Below are 21935 nucleotides of genomic sequence, written 5' to 3'. Positions count from 1 at the left end.
GGTTAACAGATTTTGCATACAATCCACGCCGCTCGCAAGAGGCAAAGGGCCGATTGTCAGACACTTCTGACAATCGGCCCCGAGTACATCAGGCTTCGATCAGCGCGGTGATGGCCTGGCCCACTTGTTGGGTGGACTGCTGGCCACCCATGTCGCGGGTCACGTCACCGGCGGCGATGACCTGCTCGATGGCTTTGAGGATGTCGTCGTGGGCCGCGCGGTAGCGTGGGTCGCTGCCTTCGTTGCCGAGGAAGTCGAGCATCAGCGCACCGGACCAGATCATCGCGATCGGGTTGGCGATGTTCTTGCCGTAGATGTCTGGCGCCGAGCCGTGCACCGGCTCGAACAGCGACGGGAACTTGCGCTCGGGGTTCAGGTTGGCCGATGGCGCGATGCCGATGGTGCCAGCGCAGGCCGGGCCGAGGTCGGACAGGATGTCGCCGAACAGGTTCGAGGCCACGACCACGTCGAAGCGGTCCGGTTGCAGTACGAAGCGGGCGCAGAGGATATCAATGTGCTGCTTGTCCCAGCTGATTTCCGGATAATTGGCTGCCATTGCGGCGGTGCGCTCGTCCCAGTACGGCATGCTCACGGCCATGCCGTTGGACTTGGTGGCCGAGGTGACGTGCTTGCGCTCGCGGGTCTGGGCCACTTCGAAGGCGTACTTGAGAATGCGGTCGACGCCACGGCGGGTGAACACCGATTCCTGCAGCACGAACTCGTTCTCGGTGCCTTCGAACATGCGCCCGCCCAGCGACGAGTACTCGCCTTCGGTGTTTTCGCGGATGACCACGAAGTCGATGTCGCCCGGTTCACGGCCAGCCAGCGGGCAGGGTACGCCGGGGAACAGGCGCACCGGGCGGATGTTCACGTACTGGTCGAAGTCGCGGCGGAACTTGAGCAGCGAACCCCACAGCGAGATGTGGTCCGGCACCTTGTCTGGCCAGCCCACGGCACCGAAGTACAGGGCGTCGAAACCCTTGAGCTGTTCGAACCAGTCGTCCGGCATCATCTTGCCGTGGGCCAGGTAATAGTCGCAGCTGGCCCACTCGAAGAACTCGAAGCTGATGTCCAGGCCATGCTTGCGCGCAGCGGCCTCGACTACACGAATGCCCTCAGGCAGTACTTCGTTGCCGATGCCGTCGCCTGGGATTGCCGCGATTCTGAAGGTCTTGCTCATGGGGTGCACTCGTTGTCTAGGGAACAGGTGCTGGCCATGCTATAAGGGCTTGGCCTGGAGATAATCTGGCCAATCATGGATTCTTGGAACACGATACGTGAATAATCTGCCCAGCCTCGACGACCTCAACATCTTCCTGCAAGTGGCCAAGCGCGCCAGCTTCGCGGCCGTGGCCGACGAGCTGGGCATGTCGGCGGCGTACATCAGCAAGCGCATTCGCATGCTTGAGCAAACCCTGGAAGTGCGCCTGTTGCACCGCACCACCCGGCGGGTGACGGTGAGCGAGGAGGGCGAGCGGGTGTATCAATGGGCGTTGCAGATCTTCGATGCCGTGCAGCGCATGGGCGATGACATCAGTGCCCAGCACCGCGAGCCGGCCGGGCAGTTGCGCATTGCCAGCAGCCTGGGCCTGGGGCGGCGCTTTGTGGCGCCGGCGTTGTCGGAGCTGGCCGAACGCTACCCGCGGCTGGACATTCGCCTGGATGTGCACGACCGCCTGGTGGACCTGATTGCCGAAGGTGTCGACCTGGACATCCGCGTAGGCAACGCCATTGCCCCCAACCTGATCGCCAAGCCGCTGGCCCGCAACCGCCGGGTGCTGTGCGCCGCGCCGGCGTACCTGGCGCGGCGCGGTACGCCCAAGGTGCTGGGCGAGCTGGGCAGCCACGACTGCCTGGTGATCAAGGAGCGCGACCACCCGTTCGGCGTGTGGCAACTGACGGGGCCGATGGGTGAAGAGAGCGTACGGGTGACCGGCGGCCTGTCGACCAACCATGGCGAAGTGGCGCATCAGTGGTGCCTGGACGGGCGCGGGATACTGCTGCGTTCATGGTGGGACGTGCACGACAGCTTGCAGGACGGGCGCCTGGTGCAGGTGCTGGAGGCCTATCACCAGCCGGCAGACATCTGGGCGGTGTACACCTCGCCGTTGGCCAGCTCGGCCAAGGTGCGGGTGGCGGTGGACTTTTTCCGGCAGTACTTTGCCGAGCGATATAGCCTGCCGGAGTAGGCCGCTCTCAGATCATGCGCGCTCCGTTTTTGATTTTTTGTGGGATCAACTGTCTTGCACCATCACTCAGGCTACCGCATCACCCTGTAGGAGCAGCCTTGTGCTGCGAAGAGGCCGGTAAGGCTGAAGATCATCTTCGGTTGCAATGGCCTCTTCGCAGCACAAGGCTGCTCCTACAAAAATCAAAAGCGGAGCGCGGTGGGTTTCAGGGCACGGGTATGCGGGAAACCGCCTTCACTTCGCGCAGCGCCAGGCTCGACTGGATCGAGGCAATGCCTGGCTGACGGCGCAGCACCTCTTCGACAAACCGCCCATAACTCTCCAGGTCATTCGCCAACACCGTCAGCACATAGTCAGCCTCGCCGGTCACCTTGTGGCAGGACAGCACCTGCGGCAGCTTCAATATCACCTGCTCGAACTCATCCGGTGCGTTGGCCGAATGGTTGCCAAAGCGCACCTGGGCAAACGCCATCACGTCGTACCCCAGCTTCCTGCGGTCGAGGTTGGCCTGGTAATCCTTGATGATGCCCAGCTCCTCCAGCCGTTTGCGCCTGCGCCAGCAGGGCGTCACGGTCATCGACAGGCGCTCGCCCAGCGCAGCACTCGACAAGGTGCCGTCCTCCTGCAAAAGGCGCAGCAGCTCGCGGTCGGTGTCGTCCAGTTGTTCGATAGCAAAGGCTTTGCTCATAGGTGGCCAACCCTGTGAATATTTTGCTCAAGCATCCGGTTTGGTTGAGCATAAAGCAAAGCATTTTCACCGGTCTATCGCGAAAATTGGTTATCCGGTAACCCCTTGAAAAAGGACATTCGCGTGCTGACAGTCTTTAGCAACAACCACCGCTTGCACCATGGCTCGGAACTCAAGGACGGCGCCATTACGCCCTCGTTCGAAAACCCCCAGCGTGCCGACACCGTGCTGGCCCGGGTGCACAGCACCGGCCTTGGCGATGTCATTGCCGAACAGGCCTTCGACCGTGGCTGCTACGTCGCGGCGCACAGCGAGCGTTATGTAAGCTTCCTGGAAAACGCCTGGTCGGAATGGGCCGCCACCGGCAAGACCCACGACGCACTGCCACTGGTGTGGCCCGTGCGCGACCTGGCCATCGACCGTGAGCCCGGCTTCATCGACGGCAAGCTGGGCTTCTATGCCATGGACGCGGGGGCGCCGATCACCGCCGGCACCTGGGAGGCGGTGCGCAGCAGCGCCAACGTTGCCTTGACCGGCATGCAGCGCATCATCGACGGTGCCGACAGCGCCTTCTCCCTGTGCCGCCCACCGGGGCACCATGCGGCGCGGGAATACATGGGCGGCTACTGCTACCTGAACAACGCCGCCATCGCCGCCGAGCGCTGCCTGAGCCAGGGCGCCCAGCGCGTGGCCGTGCTGGATGTGGACTTCCACCACGGCAACGGCACACAGAACATCTTTTACGATCGCCCCGATGTGTTCTTCGCCTCCCTGCATGGCGACCCGCACGTGTCCTACCCGTACTTTTCCGGTTACGCCCATGAACAGGGCGCGGGCGCTGGAGAGGGCTTCAACGCCAACTACCCGATGGGCAAGGGCACGCGCTGGGCCCAGTACCAGCCGGCGTTGCAGGACGCGCTCAAGCGCATTGTCGCGCACAAGCCGCAGTTCCTGGTTGTGTCGCTGGGTGTGGACACCTTCGAGGATGACCCGATCAGCCACTTCAAGCTCACCAGCGAAGACTTCCTGCGCATGGGCGCCGAGATCGCCAGTGCCGGTATCCCGACCCTGTTCGTGATGGAAGGCGGGTACATGGTCGACGAAATCGGCATCAATGCGGTGAACACCCTGCAAGGGTTCGAAAGCGTTCGCTGACCCGCGTTGCACCCCGTGACAGACCAACAATAACAAGAGGTCGCCATGCAAGACATGCCCGCAAGCCTTGAGCAAAGCAAACCGGTAACGCCCGACCGTGAAGGGCACCTGCAACGCACGCTGGAAAACCGCCACATTCAGCTGATTTCCATAGGCGGCGCCATCGGCACCGGCCTGTTCATGGGCTCGGGCAAGGTGATCGCGCTGTCCGGTACGTCGATCCTGCTGGTGTACGCCATCCTCGGGTTCTTCGTGTTCTTCGTCATGCGCGCCATGGGCGAGCTGCTGTTGTCCGACCTGCGCTTCAAGTCGTTCGCCGACATCGTTGCCCATTACCTGGGGCCGCGGGCCGGCTTTGTGCTGAGCTGGTCATACTGGTTGAGCTGGAGCGTGGCGGTGGTCGGCGACGTGGTCGTGGTGGCCGGGTTCTTTCAGTACTGGTACCCCGATGCCCCGGCCTGGCTACCTGCGTTCTTCACCCTGTTCGTGCTGCTGGGGCTGAACATGCTGGCGGTGCGGATATTTGGCGAGGTGGAGTTCTGGTTCGGCATCATCAAGATCGTCGCCATCGTGCTGTTGATCATCACGGCGGCGGTGATGATCGCCACCTCCTATACCTCACCCAATGGCGTGGTGGCTTCGTTGTCCAACGTGGTGGCGCCGGGTGCGGTGCTGCCCCATGGCATCAGCGGTTTCTTTGCCGGCTTCCAGATTGCCGTGTTTTCCTTTGCCGGTACCGAACTGATCGGCACCACCGCCGCCGAGGCCAAGAACCCGCATCGCTCACTGCCCAAGGCCATCAACACCATCCCCTTGCGCATTCTGCTGTTCTACATCCTGGCGCTGGTGTGCATCATCAGCGTGGTGTCGTGGGCCGAGGTGCCGGCCAACCGCAGCCCCTTCGTCGAACTGTTCCTGCTGGCCGGCTTCCCGGCGGCGGCGGGCATGATCAACTTCGTGGTGCTGACCTCGGCAGCCTCGTCGGCCAACAGCGGTGTCTACTCAGGCTGCCGGATGCTGTTCGGGCTGGCCGAGCGGCGTAACGCGCCGGCCCTGTTCGCCAGGCTTTCGGCATTGAGCGTGCCGGTGTACAGCCTGGTGTTTTCCGGCGTGTGCATGCTGATCGGGTTGAGCCTGCTGTTCATCATCCCGGAGGTGATGACGGTGTTCACGCTGATTTCGACTGTGTCGGCAATCCTGGTGATCTTTACCTGGTCGATGATCCTTGCGGCGTACCTGGCCTATCGCAAACGCAACCCGGCTGCGCACGAAGCCTCGGTGTTCAAGTTGCCGGGCGGGGTGCCGATGGCCGTCACCACCCTGGGCTTCCTTGGTTTTGTGCTGGTGCTGCTGGCGTTGCAACCGGATACCCGGTTGGCGCTGTGTGTGATGCCGTTGTGGTTCGTGTTCCTGCTGCTGGCCTACCGCCGCCGACAACACACATAACTCCCCTGTAGGGCAGCCTTGTGCTGCGAAGAGGCCATTGAAACCAACACAGTGTTGTTGCTCATACCGGCCCCTTCGCAGCACAAGGCTGCTCCTACAAAAAGCATGCGACGCGTCCGCATATACCTCCCGGTATATGGACAGCCCACCACCTGCCGAATAGCTTAAGCCCTCGACGGGGCACGCCTTGCACGCGCCATAACAACAACGATGCCCCGTGACATTTCAGTCCTGCCAACCCCACAACTCTAAAAATGAGGCGGCAAATGGAAAGCATCGGCACCTATGTCATCTACGTCATCATGGTGTGCGCGGTACTGGGTGCCGTGGCATCCATCTACAACCCTGAAGGCGAGCTGGGCCAGGAGTTCATCGCCGGCTTGCACAGCATCGGCCCCATCTTCATCCCCGTGGCCGGCATCATGGCGGCAATCCCGTACATCTCTGCGGGCATCAGCCACCTGATCGCGCCGCTGTTCCAGGCCATCGGCGCCGACCCGGGTATCGCCGGCCCCATCTTCATCGCGTCGGACATGGGCGGCTACCAGCTGGCCAAGGCCCTGGCGCAAAGCCCGGAAGGCTGGATCCTCGGCCTGATCACCGGCTTTCAGTGCGGCGCCACGATCATCTTCGTCATCCCGGTAGGGCTGGCCATGCTGCGCAAGGTCGACCACAAGTACATGGCCCTGGGGATCATGGCCGGGCTGCTGACCATCCCGGTGAGCATCATGATCATTGCCATGACCATGCAGGCCCTGGGCCTGAACGTGCGTCCCGACATCGCCACCACCGGCGCCGCCACCCAGGCGCTGCACTTCACCTGGGCGATGCTGCTGCGCAACCTGATGCCGCTGATTCTGTTCTGCATCGCCCTGGCCGCGGCGTTGCGTTATTTCCCGACGCTGATGGTGTACGCGTTCCTCAAGCTCGGCCAGTTCATGTACATCGCCGTGGTGCTGGTGCTGGTGGCCTCCATCGTGCAGTACTTCACCGGCCTGTTCAGCCACCTGTTCGGCAGCTGGGGCTTCGCGCCGATCATCGCCGATGCCGACGACCAGTTCCGCGCGCTGGAAATTGCCGGCTACATCGGCCTGATGCTGTGCGGGGCGTTCCCCATGGTGCACCTGCTCAAGCGCTTTTTGGCACGGCCGATCGAGCGGGTGGCCTCGCGCTTTGGCATGTCGGGTGTTGGCGCGGCCGGGGTGCTGGCGGCCTCGGCCAATATCCTGGCCATGTTCCGCCTGGTCAGCGAAATGCCGCCCAAGGACAAGGTGCTGGTGATTGCCTTCTCGGTGTGCGCCGCCTTCACCTTTGGCGACCACATGGCCTTTTCGGCCAACTTCCAGCCGTCGCTGATTGTGCCACTGATGATCGGCAAACTGAGTGGCGGCCTGATCGCGATGCTGCTGGCCAGCTGGCTGGCGGTGCCCAAGGCGCAGGAGATGGGGCGTGAGGACGCCGCCGCAGGTGCCTTCAAGGGGGCGGCCGAACCGTCCTGAGCAAAAAGCGTCATGCACATGATCCGGAGCGTCCAGGGCGCCCCGGATTTTGTGCTTTTTGCCGATCAAGGCGGTAAGGTCGCTCAGGTCTTTCGTGCACGAGCGTGGTGAACAATGACAAACGATGAGGCGAACCGGCTGGCAGCGGTGATCGACGCAATCGGCAGCGACCAGTTGGGGCCGGCGCTGGATGCGTGGCTGCGCAGCAAACTGGCGTTCGACATGAGTTGCGCTTACCTGTTCCAGTTCAACCAGCCGGCGCTGCTGGTGCATAACGGCTACAACCACTCGGTGACCGAGCGCACCCTGAATGCTTATGTGCGCGGCGGCTACCTGCTTGATCCGTTCTACGTCGCGTGCGTAAACGAGCACCCGGCCGGGTTGTGGCGCATGAGCGAACTGGCCCCTGACTGCTTCTTCTCTTCAGGGTTTGCCATCTCCAAGGACATCCACCCCTGTGTGTCTTCCGACTACGGCACGGCGGTGGAGGAGGTGGGCTTTATCATTGCGTTGCGGCCCCAGGTGGCGATTGTCCATTCGCTGATGCGCAACCACAGCAGCGGTGATTTCAGTGCCGCAGAAATGGACCTGTTGGCAGGGATGGCGCCGTTTCTGGCATCGGTATTCGGCCAGCATTGCCGGTTGCGCTATGCCGACCGCCTGCGCGCTTCACCAGAGGGGGCGGTGCTGGAGGATGCCTTTGTCGAGATCCTGCAGGGGCAACTGACGGAGACCCAGCGCTATATCGCCAAGCTGCTGTTGCAGGGGCACAGCAATGCATCGATTGCGCGGCAGATGAATATCTCGGATGGGACGGTGAAGGTGCACAAGCACAACATTTACCAGCGGCTGGAGATATCCACCAACGCCGAGTTGTTCCGCCTGTTTATCGATTACCTGGCCAAGGCCTGACACAGCAAGGGACCGCTTTGCGGCCCAATCGCCGGCAAGCCAGCTCCCACAGGAATGTCGCGGCCTTGAGGCCTGTGTTGTACCTGTGGGAGCTGGCTTGCCGGCGATTGGGCTGCAAAGCAGCCCCTGTATGCAGCAAATTCAGGTTACTTGAACAACGGGCTCAGGTGCTCGCTGAGGTAGATGCCCTGCGGATCAAGCTGGCGGCGCAGCTTGCGGAAGTCATCGGCGCGCGGGTAGATGGCGCTGACATCTTCACCGGTCAGGAAGTGCAGCTTGCCCCAGTGCGGCCTGGCGCCATACGAACGCAGGATCGCATCCACCGCCCGCAGGTAGTCCCAGTAGTCGGTACCCGGCTGGCCAGACACCGAGATGGTGGCGCTGTCCTGCTCGAAGAAAGGGCTCATCCATGCCCCGTCACCGGCAGTGAAGCGGTATTCGATGGGGTAGATGGCCTCAGGGAAGTCTTCCAGCATCAGCTTGCGCACGGCCCGCAGCGCTTCCTTGCTGTGGCGCACAGGCACCGCGTATTCCAGTTCGTGGAAGTTGGGCAGGTACTCGATGGGGTACACGTCCGAGCTGTAGGCCACTTTCTCGAACTCGCTCTCCCACGCCGGGCGGTCGGTGATGTCCATGACCTTCACTTCACACACGTCGGTGGTGCGCCCGCTGGTGGAGGTGGCGGCGGTATCGGGCAGGCAATAGCAATGGCGGCTCTGCTCGTAGGGGCACCAGAAAAAGCTGAAGTGGCGGTGCTTGCTGGCCAGTTCATCGTGCTTTTCCATCACGCTTTCGAAGTCTTCACGCCAGATGCGCTCGTGCAGGTTGAAGCTGTCGGTCACCTGCAAGGTCAGCTCGGAAACGATGCCCAGCACACCCAGCGACACCCGGCCTGCCTGCAGCAGGTCGGGGGTGCTTTCGTCCACGTTGAGGATTTCGCCATTGGGCTGCACCAGCTTCATGCCGACAATGGACGAAGCCAGGTTGCCCAGGGTCAGGCCAGTGCCGTGGGTGCCGGTGGTCAGGGCACCGGCAATCGACTGGCTGTCGATGTCGCCCTGGTTGACCATCGACAGCCCGGCGGCACGTAATGCCTTGCCGAAGGCATTGATGGTGGTGCCGGCGGCAGCGGTGACGCGCTTTTTCTCATGGTCGATATGGCGCACGCCACTCATGTTGGCCAGGCTCAGGTGCAGGCCGTTGGTGAGTGCCACCGGGGTAAAGGAGTGGCCGGAGCCTGCCACCCGCACGTTCATGCCGTTGCTGCTGGCCTGGTTCACCATCGAGCACAGTTCGTCCTCGCTGGCCGGCGCCCCGCGCGCGGCGCGGATGCAGGACTGGTTGCCGGCCCAGTTGCGCCAGTGCGCGTGTTCCAGGCCGAATTCATTGATATGCATGTTGTTGGAAGAGGTACTCACATTGCTCTCCTGCTTGTTGTTCTTCTAGTCAGATGGCGGTGTAGCCGTTGTCGGCAAACAAGTGCGCGCCGTTGACGAAACTGGCGTCGTCACTGGCCAGGAACAAGGCCGCGGTTGCGACTTCCGAGGGTTGGCACAGGCGCCCCTGGGCGGCGGCGATGGCCTGTTCACTGACGTCCACGCCATGCTGGCGCAGCATGTCGATTTCGCGCAGGCCGTGGGCGGTGGCGATAAAGCCCGGGCAGATGGCATTGGCGCGGATGCCCCGGTCACGGAACTCCACGGCGATGGCCCGGGCGAACATGTGCGTGGCGCCCTTGCTGGTGCAATACAGCACTTCCATCGGTGTGCCCACCACTGCAGAGATGGACGAGGTACAGACGATGCTGCCACCACCGGCCGCCAGCATGCCCGGCAGTACTGCGCGGGTGACCAGGAACATGCTCTTCACGTTCACCGCCATCACCCGGTCCCATTCTTCTTCGCTGGTTTCCAGGAAGGGAGCGGCCGCGAGGATACCGGCGTGGTTCATCAGCACCGTGATGTGGCCGAAGGCGTTTTCCACGGCAGCTACAGCGGCCTTCACCTGCTGTGCGTCCGATACATCGGCTGCGGCGAAGATGGCCTCGTAACCTGCATCACGCAATTGCCGGGCGACTTCGGCGCCCTTGCTGCCGGGCAGGTCGACAATGCCGACCTTTGCCCCTTCTGCTGCGAACAGCTGCGATGCGGCCAACCCGCAGCCACCCGCGCCGCCAGTGATCAGCGCCACTTTGCCGTTAAGACGTCCCGCCATGTTCGACTCCCGTTGGTTTTTATTGATCTGTTCTTGCAGCCCGGGCGTTTCGCGATTCGCGTGTCGGAGCATGAAACAGATCAACGGGAACATCCATATACCGATGGGTATACGGGGGCGGGTGGCAGCTGTACGACCGGAGACATCCTTTACATCGTAAACCGGGGACATGGTTTACACATTTGAGGCTTGGACGCGGTTTGCACCCCGTTCAAGCCTCCCCAGGAGATGGTCACACAGGAACACATCCCAAACATCATCTTCTACCTCTTTCAGGCCGATCTGCTCGCCAGACAACGCCTCGCTGATGAACAGCAGCTTGTTTTTCCATTTGATCGAACCATTTTGCCTGACACTGCGTACAGCCATTCCGGTGGGGTACTCCACAATTGGTAGGAACCCTGGGTAAGGCCGATTGGATGGCACATACAGCTCGAATGGGCGTTTCATGCCCAACGCTTCGTGCGGCCGGACATAGTTGAACTCCTGCCGGAAGTGCTCAAGCAGCAGTTGCTGATCAATCAGGTTGTCCCCCAGAGGCAGCTCAAGCTTCATGCTGCGGTGCATCCGCTCGTGACGGCCATTCTGATCTGGGCGCGCGGGTGCCGTTCGTTCGGGAAAAATTCCAAGACGGATCAACCAAACAGCGATTGTGGACATCCTTGCCAAGCCCGTCGACGCAAACGGGCTGCCGTTGTCAGAGCGGATGACCTCTGGCATTCCATACTCCTGAAAAAGCCACTCAAGCGTTTGCATGACAGGTTTCGTCATGATGTTCTTGTGGGCTTTACAGGCCAAGATGAGGCGCGAGGCATGGTCCGTAACTGTTAGCGGGTAGCACCACTGGCCGTTGAGCATCTTGAACTGGCCTTTGTAATCGATGCACCAGGTCTGGTTCGGCTCGGTGGCCTCTCGCATTTTGGTGGGGCTTTTGCCGTAGCGCCGTTTTGGCCCGCGCTTGTGCACCATACCCATCCGGTCCAGCCATTGCCCCGCCGTGCTTGGAGACGGCCAATCAATTGATGGATCTTCAAGGCGCAGCAGCTCAATGAGCTTCTTGGGGCCCCATTTATCGTGCGCCTCTTTCATCGCAACAATGCGAGCCAACAGCTCGTCACTGGTCTTGTTAGGGCTGTTGCTAGGACGTCGCGATGCGTCGGACAACGCTTCAGCGCCGCCTGCCGTATATCGTGATATCCACTTGTCGACCGTCGGGCGACTGACGTTGTACCGACGAGCAAGTTGACTCTTGGTGTAATCACCGGAAAGCCATTCGCCGATCAATCTGACTCGTTGATCCATGGGGGACTCTTGATTCCAGGGCATGATCAGATACCTCCTGATCATGCGTATTAGCCTGTAAACCATGTCCCCGGTTTGAAATGTAAACGATGTCTCCGGTTTGTACCAGCGCGAACCCGCTCCCACAGGGATCAGCGCAGGCTTTCAGTCTTGGAGCCCGGCAATCGATTCTGTTGCTCGATCAACGCCAGGCACCGCTGCACGATCGGGCTCACATCACCCTTGCGCCGGCTGAGGATGATCGGGCTGACGGCACTGCTATCCAGCAAGCCGACATACTCGATATCGGTGCGGTGCTGCTGTTGTACCGATGCTGGCACCAGGGTCACGCCCACGCCGACAGCTAGCAGGCCGATCGCCGTCTGCAGTTCGTTGGCCCACTGGCTGACGCGGATGCTCATGCCGTGCTGGGCGAACAGCGCCAGCACGTGGTCGGCGTAACTGGGCCGGGGGTTGGCGGGGTAGAGGATGAACGCCTCGCCAGCCAGCTGGGCGAGGCTGAGCGGGCTGCCGGCCAGCGGGTGGCCCTTGGGCAGCACGGCCACCAGCGGGTCTTCAAGCAATACCTGTTGCGCAATGGCCGCATCCTCGATGCGAATGCGCCCGAAGGCGATGTCGATGCGCCCGCTCTTCAGCGCTTCCACCTGCTGCAGCGTGGTCATCTCGCTCAGGCCCAGTTCCAGCTCGCTGTCCTGGCGCAGCTCGCGGATCAGCTCCGGCAGCACGTTGTACAGGGTCGAGGGGGCAAAGCCGATGCCCAGCCACTGGCGCTGGCCCTGGCCGATGCGGCGGGTGTTGTCGGTGATGTTGTGCAGTTGCTGCAGTACGGTGCAGGTCTGTTCGTAGAAAAAGCGGCCGGCTTCGGTCAGCCGCAGCGGGCGTTCGCGCAACACCAGCAAGGTGCCGAGCTCGTCCTCCAGCTGGCTGATCTGCCGGCTCAAGGGCGGTTGGGCAATGTGCAGCAGCTCGGCGGCGCGGGTGAAGTTCAGGGTCTCGGCCAAGACCTTGAAGTAACGCAGGTGGCGCAGCTCCATCAGACCTCCAGGGTATGGTGGGAGATTCATTTGATATTGGACGGTCATCAGGGTCTCGCGCAATCCTTGAACAATCAAGTAAATGCACCATTCGGGCCTGCTACGGGCAGCCCGACCTGACGGGACCTGGCAACAATGACAAGCGCGCTGATTGAACGTATTGATGCAATTATCGTCGACCTGCCGACCATTCGCCCGCACAAGCTGGCAATGCACACCATGCAGCAGCAGACCCTGGTGGTATTGCGTGTGCGTTGCAGCGATGGTGTGGAAGGTATCGGTGAGGCCACCACCATCGGTGGCCTGGCCTATGGCTACGAAAGCCCCGAGGGCATCAAGGCCAACATCGACGCGCACCTGGCCCCGGCGCTGATCGGCCTGCCGGCGGACAACATCAACGCCGCCATGCTCAAGCTGGACAAGCTGGCCAAGGGCAACACCTTTGCCAAGTCGGGTATTGAAAGCGCGTTGCTCGACGCCCAGGGCAAACGCCTGGGCCTGCCGGTCAGCGAGCTGCTGGGCGGGCGTGTGCGCGACAGCCTGGAAGTGGCCTGGACCTTGGCCAGCGGCGACACCGCCCGCGATATTGCCGAAGCACAGCGCATGCTGGAAATCCGCCGTCACCGGGTGTTCAAGCTGAAGATTGGCGCCAACCCGGTGGAGCAGGACCTCAAACACGTGGTGGCGATAAAACGCGAACTGGGCGACAGCGCCAGCGTGCGGGTGGACGTGAACCAGTACTGGGACGAATCCCAGGCCATCCGTGCTTGCCAGGTGCTTGGCGACAACGGTATCGACCTGATCGAGCAACCGATTTCGCGTATCAACCGGGGTGGCCAGGTGCGCCTGAACCAGCGCAGCCCTGCACCGATCATGGCCGATGAGTCCATCGAAAGTGTCGAGGATGCCTTCAGCCTGGCCGCCGACGGCGCCGCCAGCATCTTTGCCCTGAAAATCGCCAAGAACGGCGGCCCGCGTGCCGTGCTGCGCACCGCGCAAATCGCCGAGGCCGCCGGTATCGGCCTGTATGGCGGCACCATGCTCGAAGGTTCGATCGGCACCCTGGCCTCGGCCCATGCCTTCCTTACCTTGCGCCAACTGACCTGGGGTACCGAGCTGTTCGGCCCGCTGCTGCTGACCGAAGAAATCGTCAACGAGCCGCCGCAATACCACGACTTCCAGCTGCACATTCCCCGTACCCCAGGCCTGGGCCTGACCCTGGACGAACAGCGCCTGGCGCGCTTCGCCCGTCGCTGATCAGCAAACAAGGAGATAATCATGCTGTTCCACGTGAAGATGACCGTGAAACTGCCGGTGGACATGGACCCGGCCAAGGCCACCCAGCTGAAGGCCGATGAAAAGGAACTGGCCCAGCGCCTGCAGCGTGAAGGGACCTGGCGCCACCTGTGGCGCATTGCCGGGCACTACGCCAACTACAGCGTGTTCGATGTGCCCAGCGTCGAGGCGTTGCACGACACCCTGATGCAACTGCCGTTGTTCCCGTACATGGACATCGAGGTCGACGGCCTGTGCCGGCATCCCTCGTCGATCCACAGCGACGACCGCTGATAAGCACCTGTCTACCTGACAAGAACAATATGAGGTAAGCACGATGACCGTGAAAATTTCCCACACTGCCGACATTCAAGCCTTCTTCAACAAAGTGGCCGGCCTGGACCACGCCGAAGGCAACCCGCGCTTCAAGCAGATCATCCTGCGTGTGCTGCAAGACACCGCGCGCCTGGTCGAAGACCTGGAAATCACCGAAGACGAGTTCTGGCACGCCGTTGATTACCTCAACCGCCTGGGTGGCCGTAACGAAGCTGGCCTGCTGGCCGCAGGCCTGGGCATCGAGCACTTCCTCGACCTGCTGCAGGACGCCAAGGACGCCGAAGCGGGCCTGGGTGGCGGCACCCCGCGTACCATCGAAGGCCCGTTGTATGTCGCCGGGGCGCCGCTGGCGCAAGGCGAAGCGCGCATGGACGATGGCACCGACCCAGGCGTGGTGATGTTCCTGAAAGGCCAGGTGTTCGACGCCGACGGCAAGCCGCTGGCCGGCGCCACCGTCGACCTGTGGCATGCCAACACCCAAGGTACCTATTCGTACTTCGACTCGACCCAGTCCGAGTACAACCTGCGCCGCCGCATCATCACCGATGCCGAGGGCCGCTACCGTGCACGCTCCATCGTGCCATCGGGGTATGGCTGCGACCCGCAGGGCCCGACCCAGGAATGCCTGGACCTGCTCGGCCGTCATGGCCAGCGCCCGGCGCACGTGCACTTCTTCATCTCGGCACCCGGGCACCGCCACCTGACCACGCAGATCAACTTCGAAGGTGACAAGTACCTGTGGGACGACTTTGCCTACGCCACCCGTGACGGGCTGATCGGCGAGCTGCGCTTTGTCGAGGATGCTGCGGCGGCGCGTGACCGCGGCGTGCAAGGCGAGCGTTTTGCCGAGCTTGCGTTCGACTTCCACCTGCAGGGGACCACGGCGCCGGAGGCCGAGGCACGCAGCCACCGGCCGCGTGCGTTGCAGGAAGGCTGAGATCCACGTTCACCCGGGGTCATAGAGACCCTTGTGGGAGCGGGTTCACCCGCGAAGAGGGCAGCGCGGTGCATGACACCGGCTTTGCCGGTGTTCGCGGGTGAACCCGCTCCCAGAGGTATTGCGCATGCCTCAAGGTAAGCACTGAACCTGTGGGAGCGGCTTTAGCCGCGAAGAGGCCGGCACAAGCAGCACAAGACAGTTGCTCCCACAGGTTCGCGTTAGCGCTAAAGATTGTGTAGAGCTGGTTTTATTTTTTGCCTGGGCCTTTCCGTGCGGGGAGGGCCTGGGCTTTTTGCTGTCCGCTGAAAAACCATCCGCATTTCCCTCCTGCTTTCTCCCGTAGTCCTTTCGAAATATCCCTCGCCGAATTACGTGAAAAGTGGTCTAAATATTTTGGCGCTTGCGGATAAGCCAAGGTCTATTCGTTTCTTATAAAAATCCATATAAATCAGTAATTAGCGTGGTTTTATCTGACTTAAGGCGCAAATAACCGAGGTGGTTTTCTCTGTTTTTAGCGTGAAAATTCAATTGACAATTCACGTAAATAATCGCAAATATCTGTCACCGGCACCCAAAACAAGAGAGACAGATATGCCGCCCCAACCTGCCTTCGCTTCCCCGCGTGGCCGGTGCTTGCCAGTGGCCAGCGCCGCCCGCCATTCCCAGCCTCAACACCCGAACCGCGCCTGAGACGGAGATAGTCCATGGATTCGCTTTGCCTGCGTGACGCGCCTGTGTCGGCGCTTGCTTCCGGGCCTGCTTTCGAGGCCTTGCTTGATGGCGTTCGAGATCGTGCCCGCCTCGGTGAGTTTGATCGCCAGCGCCACATTTCCCGCGATGTGATCGATGCGTTCAAGGCCCATGGCGTGTACCGCGCCCTGGTGCCCAAGCGCTTTGGTGGGCTGGAGTGCTCGCCAGCGGCCTTCTGCGAAATGATCGAACGCATCGCCCACGCCGACGGATCTGCCGGCTGGGTGGCCAGCTTCGGCATGAGCCCGGTGTACCTGGCGGCGCTGCCGCTGGAGACCATTGCCGAGATCTACGGCAACAGCCCCGACACCGTGTTCGCCGGTGGCATCTTCCCGCCGCAGCCGGCCGAAATCGTGCCCGGTGGCTTCAAGGTCAATGGGCGCTGGAAATACTCCAGCGGCTCGATGGGCGCCGACATCGTCGGCGTCGGCATCACTCCGCGCAACGGCGACAAGCTCGACCTGCCACGCCTGGCGGTGCTGCCGCGCAGCCAGGCGCGCATCGAAGAAACCTGGGACACCGTCGGCCTGCTCGGCACCGGTAGCCACGACCTGGTGGTCGAGGATGTGCGGGTAGGCGAGCAGTGGACCTTCGTGCGCGGCGGCAAGCCGAACCTGGACGAGCCGTTCTTCCGCTACCCGTCGCTGTCGTTCGCCACCCAGGTGCTCTCGGTGGTCGGCCTGGGGATTGCCCGCGCCGCACTGGACGAGCTGTCGGGCATGGCCAGCGGGCGCATCTCGGTCACCGGTGCCCCGGCCTTGGCCGACCGGCCACTGGCCCAGGTCGACGTGGCCAAGGCCGAGGCCGCCCTGCGTTCGGCGCGGGCGTTCTTCTACCAAGCCATCGAGCAGGCCTGGGGCCACGTGCTGGCCGGTGACCCCGTGCCGGTCGAGGTGACCAACCTGCTGCGCCTGTCCTCGACCCACGCCGCGCGCGTCGCCGCCGAAGTGGCGCGCAGCGCGCAACTGCTGTCGGGCATGACCGGTATCTACAACGAAAGCCCGCTGGCGCGCTGTGTCAACGATGCGCAAGTGGTCACCCAGCACGCCTTCATGGGCGATGTCACCTACCAGAACGCCGGAGCCATGTTCTTCGGCAAACAGCCCCTGCCGGGCTACCTGTAACCCTCGGGAGATTTGTCATGAGCGACACCAAAGCCTTGCGCGTGCTGTTCTGCATGGGCATCAACCAGAACTTCTTCGATGCCCCGCGCGAAGAGCAGCTGCAGGTGTGGGCCGCCTTCAGCGCCATGTGGAACGGCATCCACGACCTGCCCGGTGTGCGTGTGCTGGGCAACATGGACGACGACCAAGGCATGGTCGGCCCGTCCGACGGCTTCCCCTGGACTACCTACCTGCTGGCCGATGTGCCCGACATCGAGACCGTGCACGCCGCCTGCAACCTGTTCCGCACCACGGCGGTGGGCGAGGGGCCCTACAAGCTGTGGCGCTACGCCAAGGTCGAAGCCCGTGTCGGCCGTGAACTGATCATCCAGCGCGCCTGAGAAGAGGAATAATCCCGTGAGCAACCTGATACCCGCCATCAACCTGGCAATCGACCCGGCCGAACTGGTGCAGCCCGACCGCGTCCACACTTCGCTGTACACCGACCCGGCGCTGTTCGATGCCGAGCTGGAAATGATCTTTCACAGCACCTGGATCTGGGTCGCCCATGAAAGCGAAATCCCCGAAGCCGGCAGCTACAAGACCACCTACATCGGCAAGCAGCCGGTGATTGTGGTGCGCGACCGCAAGAAGGCCATCAACGTGCTGCTCAACCGCTGCCGGCACCGTGGTGCCACCGTGTGCGAGCACAAGAAGGGCAAGACCAACAGCTTCGTCTGCCCGTACCACGGCTGGGGCTATGCCCTGGACGGTTCACTGCGCGGCATCCCGCACCCGGAAAGCTACGGCGACTGCCTGGACAAGGCCGAGCTGCCCCTGGTCAGCCTGCGCACCGAAAGCTACGCCGGCATGGTCTTCGCCACGTTCAAGGACGACATCGAGCCGCTGGAGGACTTCCTTGGTGCTGCGAAGAAGTGGATGGACCTGTTCATGAAGCAGGGTGCCGGCTATGGCATCAAGGTGCCGGGCGAACACCGCTTCCGCTTCCCCGGCAACTGGAAGATCCAGCTGGAAAACACCACCGACGCCTACCACTTCCCGCTGGTGCACAAAAGCTTCCTGTCCTCGGTCGATGAGCAGACCCTGGAGCTGTTCGACTTCGTCAAAGGCCCAGGCTATGTCGAGGACCTGGGCAATGGCCACAGCGTGATGGTGATGATCCCTGACCTGGTCGACCTTGAGGCCGACCTCGACAAACCCATCCCGGAGCGCTTCGAAAGCCTTGCTGCCGAGCTGCGCGACGAAGGCATCGACGAGTTGCAGGTGCGGCGCATCGTGCGCGCCGTTGGCGGCTCGGGCTTCAACCTCAACCTGTTCCCCAACGTGGCCTGCTCGATGGCGTTCTTCCGTGTGCTGCAGCCGATCTCGGTGAACGAAACCGAAATCCACCACGCGGTGATCACCATGGACGGCGGCCCGGCGGCGGCCAACCGCTACCGCCTGCGCCTGCACGAACACTTCCAGGGGCCGATGGGCTTCGGCACGCCGGACGACTCCGAGGCGTGGGAGCGGGTGCAGAAGGGCGCCCGCGCCGGTGAACACCTGTGGATCATGCTCAACCGTGGCCTGCCGGGTGAAAAGCCCAGCGCCGATGGCCTTGTTTCCGACGTCAGTGCCGAGACCGGCATGCGTGCGGCGTACCAGCAGTGGAAGAAGATGATGACCGCGGAGGCCAAATGATGAACCTGAATCTGTTCAATGAAGTGACCGCGTTCATCTGGCAGGAAGGCGACATGCTCGACCATGGCGAGTACGACGCCTGGCTAAACCTGTGGACCGAAAAGGGCACCTACATCATCCCGATCGACCCCCGGGAAACCGACTACGAGAACACCCTGAACTACGCCTATGACGACCACCACATGCGTGCCTTGCGTGTGCAGCGGCTGGTCGGTGGCGAGTCGATCTCGACCAGCCCGCAACCGCGTACCGTGCGCACCCTCTCGCGTATCCGCGTGCTGGGCGACGACGGCGTAAACGTCACCGTGCGCGCTGCGCAGAACGTGCGCGAGTTCCGCAAGGAAAGCCTCAAGCACTACAGTGCCGACCTCACCTACACCCTGGTGCGTGCCGAGGGCGGGTTCAGGATCCACCGCAAGGTGATCAGCCTGATCAACAGTGACGATACCCTCGCCGGTATCGGCTACATCCTCTGAGGAGACGGCCATGAACCAAGTCGCATTGGTCACCGGTGCCGGCCAAGGGCTGGGCCAGCGTTTCTGCGCCCGGCTGCTTGCCGCAGGCTTTGATGTGGTGGTGTCGGACCGTGACCTCGGTCGGGCCCAGGCCGCTGCCGAACAGTTGCAGGCACTGGGTGGGCGCACCTTGGCGGTGAAGCTCGATGTCGCCAGCAAGGTGGATTTCGAGCAGGCCCTGGCCCAGGTGCTGGAACAGTTCGGTGCCTTGCACGTAGTGGTGAACAACGCCGCCGTGACCAAGACCACACCCCTGATGCAGATCAGCCCGGAAGAGTTCGACGCCGTGGTTGGCCTGAACCTGCGCAGCGTGTTTCTTGGCTGCCAGGTGTTCGGCGCGTACCTGGCCGAGGCCGGGTACGGGCGGATCATCAACATGGCCTCGCTGGCCGGGCAGAACGGCGGCACCGCCACTGGCGCGCACTATGCGGCGAGCAAGGGCGCAATCGTCACCTTGACCAAAGTCTTTGCCAAGGAGTTCGCTGCCCGGGGTGTCACCGTCAACGCCATCGCCCCCGGCCCCATCGACTCGCCGGCGGTGCATGCCGCGGTGCCGGCCGAACGGCTGCCGGGCCTGCTGGCCAACATTCCGGTACAGCGCCTGGGGGATGCCGACTTTCTGGGCGACCTGATCGTGCAGCTGGCGCGGCCCGAGGCCTATTTCACCACCGGGGCGACCTGGGACGTGAACGGCGGCCTGTTCATGCGTTGACATTGACGGGGCGCCCGCGCGCCCCTGGCTATTACAGGACACCGAGCATGAATGAAGAACTGTTGAACGTAGTTGTGCGCAAGCGCGAGATTCAAGGGGCCGACGTGGTCGTGCTCGACCTTGGGCGAGCCGACGGCGCTGCCTTGCCGGCGTTCGAGGCCGGCGCGCACGTGGATATCCACGTGGCACCCGGCCTGGTGCGCCAGTACTCGCTGTGCAGCGACCCGGCGGATGCCTCGGTGTATCGCCTGGGCGTGTTGAAAGACCCCGCGTCCCGCGGCGGTTCGGCAGGTGTGCATGAGGCCCTGGTGGAAGGGCGCGAGGTGCAGATCAGCGCGCCGCGCAACCTGTTCCCCCTGGCGGCCGAGGCTACCCGCTCGATCCTGCTGGGCGGCGGCATCGGCATCACGCCGATGATCGCCATGGCCCACGCCTTGCACCAGCAGGGCGCCGATTTCGAACTGCATTATTGCGGGCGCTCGCGCAGCCGCAGTGCCTTTCTCGACGTGCTGGCCACCGCGCCGTTCGCGGCACAGGTGTTTACCCATTTCGACGATGAAGCCCCAGCCCAGCGCCTGAGCCTGGCGGATGTGCTCGGTGCAGGCGTACCCGGCACGCATCTGTACACCTGCGGCCCGTCGGGCTTCATGGACTGGGTGATCGCTGGCGCACGCCAGCAGGGCTACGCCGAAGCGCACATCCACAAGGAGTACTTCCAGGTCGAGGTTGACGCCACGGGCCAGGGTTTCGAAGTGGTCGCCGCGCGCAGCAACAAGACCGTGCAGGTGGCCGAGGGCCAGACCATCCTCGATGCCTTGGCACAGGTGGGCATCCGCATCGACATTTCCTGCGAGCAGGGTGTGTGCGGCACCTGCATGTGCGAGGTGCTCGAAGGCGAGCCCGACCACCGCGATGTGTACCTGACCGATGAAGAGAAGGCCGCGAACGACCAGATCCTGGTGTGTTGTTCGCGGGCCAGGTCGAACAAGCTGGTGCTGGATATCTGAGGAGCATGACCATGGTAGAGATAACCCGTTTTCGCAACGCAATGGCCATGCTCGGTGGCGCCGTCTCGGTCATCACCACCGACGGCCCGGCCGGGCGCTTCGGCTTCACGGCTTCGGCGGTGTGCAGCGTGACCGACTCACCGCCCACCTTGCTGGTGTGCATGAACCGTTCTTCGTATTCCAACGAGCAGTTCAAGGCCAACGGCGCGTTGTGCGTGAACGTGCTGGCCGGCACTCATCAGGAATTATCCGGGGTGTTTGCCAACCGCAACCTGAGCATGGAGGAGCGCTTTGCCTCGACCGTGTGGACGTTGCTGGAGAGCGGGGCGCCGGTGATGCAGGAGGCGCTGGTGAACTTCGACTGCCGCATTGCCCAGGTGCACGAAGTGGGCTCGCACAGCATTTTCTACTGCGAGATCCAGGATATCCGCCAGGGCGGTGCCGATGATGGGCTGGTGTACTTCAACCGCGCTTATCACCGGGTGTGCGAAACCTCCAAGGCCTGCTGAACGCGTACCCCTGTAGGAGCAGCCTTGTGCTGCGAAGAGGTCGGCACAGCCACAGCATTTGTGTTGTCGGGACCGGCCTCTTCGCAGCACAAGGCTGCTCCTACAGAACCGAGACAAGGCTGGCTACAAGGTATCCAGGTTATGGAAAACCACCTCGAGCATCTTGTTCAACCGCTGCACCTGCGCCTCGGTCAGCCCTTTGAAGCTGCGCTGGAACAGGTCCCGGGTCACATCCTGCATACGCGCGATGTTGTGCAGGCCGGCTTCGGTGATGCGCACCTGGGTCACGCGGCCGTCTTCGGGGCTGGGCGCGGTGTCGACCAGGCCGTCGTCCTTCATGCGGTAGACGATCTTGGTGATGGTCGACAGCTTGGCAATGGCATGGGTGGAGATTTCGGAAATGCTCGATTCACCGTTCTCGTTGAGGATCCACAACACGCGCCAGCGCGGCACGTCGAGGTCGATCTTCTTCAGCAGCCGTTCCATGTTCTGGGTGTAGCGGCCATGCACACGGGCCAGCCAGTAGAAGGGGAAGTCTTCCTTGCGAAACTCATCGCTGGCCGGGTCGTGATGGCTGTGGCCTTTGTTCTTCGAGGTGCTCATCGCTTCACTACTTGTGCGGAAATAGTCGCGACATCATAGACGTTT

At 62.6% G+C, this 21935-nt stretch carries 22 protein-coding genes; 15 read left to right on the top strand and 7 right to left on the bottom strand.

The features are described from left to right. Positions 1–88: 88 nt before the first annotated feature. A complete protein-coding gene (locus tag ABOC32_RS20490; protein ID WP_426808617.1) occupies positions 89–1180 on the bottom strand; it encodes a tartrate dehydrogenase in 1092 nt (363 codons plus the stop codon). A 97-nt stretch (positions 1181–1277) separates the two neighbouring features. On the opposite strand from ABOC32_RS20490, the gene ABOC32_RS20485 reads away from it, so the two are divergent. Then, on the top strand, positions 1278–2189 hold the full coding sequence (locus ABOC32_RS20485) for a LysR substrate-binding domain-containing protein (protein ID WP_234228052.1): 912 nt from the start codon (positions 1278–1280) through the stop codon (positions 2187–2189). Between the two features lie 205 nt (positions 2190–2394). Here the strand turns inward: ABOC32_RS20485 and ABOC32_RS20480 are convergent, their stop codons facing one another. Beyond that, a complete protein-coding gene (locus ABOC32_RS20480) occupies positions 2395–2877 on the bottom strand; it encodes an Lrp/AsnC family transcriptional regulator (protein ID WP_016499200.1) in 483 nt (160 codons plus the stop codon). Positions 2878–3000: 123 nt separating this feature from the next. On the opposite strand from ABOC32_RS20480, the gene ABOC32_RS20475 reads away from it, so the two are divergent. From ABOC32_RS20475 to ABOC32_RS20460, 4 genes are all read left to right on the top strand, one after another. After that, entirely contained in the window at positions 3001–4032 is a 1032-nt protein-coding gene (locus tag ABOC32_RS20475; RefSeq protein WP_426808616.1) for a histone deacetylase family protein, read from the top strand. A 45-nt stretch (positions 4033–4077) separates the two neighbouring features. Continuing rightward, positions 4078–5478 (top strand): amino acid permease, encoded by a 1401-nt coding sequence (locus ABOC32_RS20470; protein WP_426808615.1) that lies wholly within the window; start codon positions 4078–4080, stop codon positions 5476–5478. A 266-nt stretch (positions 5479–5744) separates the two neighbouring features. Beyond that, complete coding sequence (eutH, locus tag ABOC32_RS20465; RefSeq protein ID WP_426808614.1) at positions 5745–6977, top strand: ethanolamine utilization protein EutH; 1233 nt, start codon at positions 5745–5747, stop codon at positions 6975–6977. Between the two features lie 114 nt (positions 6978–7091). Further along, positions 7092–7889, top strand: coding sequence for a helix-turn-helix transcriptional regulator (locus tag ABOC32_RS20460; RefSeq protein ID WP_426808613.1), 798 nt, complete (start codon positions 7092–7094; stop codon positions 7887–7889). Positions 7890–8035: 146 nt separating this feature from the next. Here ABOC32_RS20460 and ABOC32_RS20455 read toward each other — a convergent pair whose 3' ends face one another. From ABOC32_RS20455 to ABOC32_RS20440, 4 genes are all read right to left on the bottom strand, one after another. Continuing rightward, entirely contained in the window at positions 8036–9307 is a 1272-nt protein-coding gene (locus ABOC32_RS20455; RefSeq protein WP_426808612.1) for a D-arabinono-1,4-lactone oxidase, read from the bottom strand. A 28-nt stretch (positions 9308–9335) separates the two neighbouring features. Then, a complete protein-coding gene (locus ABOC32_RS20450; RefSeq protein ID WP_426808611.1) occupies positions 9336–10103 on the bottom strand; it encodes an SDR family NAD(P)-dependent oxidoreductase in 768 nt (255 codons plus the stop codon). 174 nt (positions 10104–10277) lie between these two features. Beyond that, on the bottom strand, positions 10278–11429 hold the full coding sequence (locus tag ABOC32_RS20445) for a DDE-type integrase/transposase/recombinase (protein WP_426808610.1): 1152 nt from the start codon (positions 11427–11429) through the stop codon (positions 10278–10280). Between the two features lie 107 nt (positions 11430–11536). Beyond that, entirely contained in the window at positions 11537–12439 is a 903-nt protein-coding gene (locus ABOC32_RS20440; RefSeq protein WP_426808609.1) for a LysR family transcriptional regulator, read from the bottom strand. 135 nt (positions 12440–12574) lie between these two features. On the opposite strand from ABOC32_RS20440, the gene ABOC32_RS20435 reads away from it, so the two are divergent. From ABOC32_RS20435 to ABOC32_RS20390, 10 genes are all read left to right on the top strand, one after another. After that, the gene (locus tag ABOC32_RS20435) at positions 12575–13696 is read left to right on the top strand and encodes a muconate cycloisomerase family protein (RefSeq protein WP_426808608.1); all 1122 of its coding nucleotides are present in this window, start codon (positions 12575–12577) and stop codon (positions 13694–13696) included. A 21-nt stretch (positions 13697–13717) separates the two neighbouring features. Continuing rightward, positions 13718–14008, top strand: coding sequence for a muconolactone Delta-isomerase (gene catC, locus ABOC32_RS20430; protein WP_016487549.1), 291 nt, complete (start codon positions 13718–13720; stop codon positions 14006–14008). Positions 14009–14051: 43 nt separating this feature from the next. Next, positions 14052–14987, top strand: coding sequence for a catechol 1,2-dioxygenase (gene catA / locus ABOC32_RS20425; RefSeq protein WP_426808607.1), 936 nt, complete (start codon positions 14052–14054; stop codon positions 14985–14987). Between the two features lie 707 nt (positions 14988–15694). Next, entirely contained in the window at positions 15695–16864 is a 1170-nt protein-coding gene (gene iacA / locus ABOC32_RS20420; protein ID WP_426808606.1) for an indole-3-acetate monooxygenase, read from the top strand. A 17-nt stretch (positions 16865–16881) separates the two neighbouring features. Next, the gene (locus ABOC32_RS20415; protein ID WP_234228040.1) at positions 16882–17244 is read left to right on the top strand and encodes an IacB protein; all 363 of its coding nucleotides are present in this window, start codon (positions 16882–16884) and stop codon (positions 17242–17244) included. 16 nt (positions 17245–17260) lie between these two features. Next, a complete protein-coding gene (locus ABOC32_RS20410) occupies positions 17261–18544 on the top strand; it encodes an aromatic ring-hydroxylating oxygenase subunit alpha (protein WP_426808605.1) in 1284 nt (427 codons plus the stop codon). Next, on the top strand, positions 18544–19020 hold the full coding sequence (locus ABOC32_RS20405) for an aromatic-ring-hydroxylating dioxygenase subunit beta (RefSeq protein WP_426811635.1): 477 nt from the start codon (positions 18544–18546) through the stop codon (positions 19018–19020). Before ABOC32_RS20410 ends, ABOC32_RS20405 begins: the two co-directional genes overlap by 1 nt. Before the next feature lie 10 nt (positions 19021–19030). Beyond that, on the top strand, positions 19031–19771 hold the full coding sequence (locus tag ABOC32_RS20400; protein WP_426808604.1) for an SDR family NAD(P)-dependent oxidoreductase: 741 nt from the start codon (positions 19031–19033) through the stop codon (positions 19769–19771). A gap of 47 nt (positions 19772–19818) precedes the next feature. Then, a complete protein-coding gene (locus tag ABOC32_RS20395; RefSeq protein ID WP_426808603.1) occupies positions 19819–20778 on the top strand; it encodes a PDR/VanB family oxidoreductase in 960 nt (319 codons plus the stop codon). 11 nt (positions 20779–20789) lie between these two features. Beyond that, positions 20790–21287: a flavin reductase gene (locus tag ABOC32_RS20390; RefSeq protein ID WP_426808602.1), complete on the top strand. Its 498-nt coding sequence runs from the start codon at positions 20790–20792 to the stop codon at positions 21285–21287. Positions 21288–21410: 123 nt separating this feature from the next. Here the strand turns inward: ABOC32_RS20390 and ABOC32_RS20385 are convergent, their stop codons facing one another. Next, a complete protein-coding gene (locus tag ABOC32_RS20385) occupies positions 21411–21890 on the bottom strand; it encodes a MarR family winged helix-turn-helix transcriptional regulator (RefSeq protein ID WP_426808601.1) in 480 nt (159 codons plus the stop codon). Positions 21891–21935 lie beyond the last annotated feature (45 nt).

It is taken from the genome of Pseudomonas sp. WOUb67 (assembly GCF_050058005.1).
In the GTDB taxonomy this organism is placed as follows: Bacteria; Pseudomonadota; Gammaproteobacteria; order Pseudomonadales; family Pseudomonadaceae; genus Aquipseudomonas; species Aquipseudomonas putida_R.
Note: the sequence above shows the minus strand (reverse complement) of the source record. Positions and strands in the feature narration are given on the sequence as shown.

Excerpts from the sequence above, each read along its gene's own strand:
- iacA (WP_426808606.1), top strand. The coding sequence starts at position 15,695 with ATGGATTCGCTTTGCCTGCGTGACGCGCCTGTGTCGGCGCTTGCTTCC.
- ABOC32_RS20395 (WP_426808603.1), top strand. The coding sequence starts at position 19,819 with ATGAATGAAGAACTGTTGAACGTAGTTGTGCGCAAGCGCGAGATTCAA.
- ABOC32_RS20400 (WP_426808604.1), top strand. The coding sequence starts at position 19,031 with ATGAACCAAGTCGCATTGGTCACCGGTGCCGGCCAAGGGCTGGGCCAG.
- ABOC32_RS20445 (WP_426808610.1), bottom strand. The coding sequence starts at position 11,429 with ATGCCCTGGAATCAAGAGTCCCCCATGGATCAACGAGTCAGATTGATC.
- ABOC32_RS20480 (WP_016499200.1), bottom strand. The coding sequence starts at position 2,877 with ATGAGCAAAGCCTTTGCTATCGAACAACTGGACGACACCGACCGCGAG.
- ABOC32_RS20460 (WP_426808613.1), top strand. The coding sequence starts at position 7,092 with ATGACAAACGATGAGGCGAACCGGCTGGCAGCGGTGATCGACGCAATC.
- ABOC32_RS20415 (WP_234228040.1), top strand. The coding sequence starts at position 16,882 with ATGAGCGACACCAAAGCCTTGCGCGTGCTGTTCTGCATGGGCATCAAC.
- catA (WP_426808607.1), top strand. The coding sequence starts at position 14,052 with ATGACCGTGAAAATTTCCCACACTGCCGACATTCAAGCCTTCTTCAAC.
- ABOC32_RS20450 (WP_426808611.1), bottom strand. The coding sequence starts at position 10,103 with ATGGCGGGACGTCTTAACGGCAAAGTGGCGCTGATCACTGGCGGCGCG.
- ABOC32_RS20390 (WP_426808602.1), top strand. The coding sequence starts at position 20,790 with ATGGTAGAGATAACCCGTTTTCGCAACGCAATGGCCATGCTCGGTGGC.
- ABOC32_RS20385 (WP_426808601.1), bottom strand. The coding sequence starts at position 21,890 with ATGAGCACCTCGAAGAACAAAGGCCACAGCCATCACGACCCGGCCAGC.
- ABOC32_RS20405 (WP_426811635.1), top strand. The coding sequence starts at position 18,544 with ATGAACCTGAATCTGTTCAATGAAGTGACCGCGTTCATCTGGCAGGAA.
- eutH (WP_426808614.1), top strand. The coding sequence starts at position 5,745 with ATGGAAAGCATCGGCACCTATGTCATCTACGTCATCATGGTGTGCGCG.
- ABOC32_RS20435 (WP_426808608.1), top strand. The coding sequence starts at position 12,575 with ATGACAAGCGCGCTGATTGAACGTATTGATGCAATTATCGTCGACCTG.
- catC (WP_016487549.1), top strand. The coding sequence starts at position 13,718 with ATGCTGTTCCACGTGAAGATGACCGTGAAACTGCCGGTGGACATGGAC.
- ABOC32_RS20470 (WP_426808615.1), top strand. The coding sequence starts at position 4,078 with ATGCAAGACATGCCCGCAAGCCTTGAGCAAAGCAAACCGGTAACGCCC.
- ABOC32_RS20440 (WP_426808609.1), bottom strand. The coding sequence starts at position 12,439 with ATGGAGCTGCGCCACCTGCGTTACTTCAAGGTCTTGGCCGAGACCCTG.
- ABOC32_RS20490 (WP_426808617.1), bottom strand. The coding sequence starts at position 1,180 with ATGAGCAAGACCTTCAGAATCGCGGCAATCCCAGGCGACGGCATCGGC.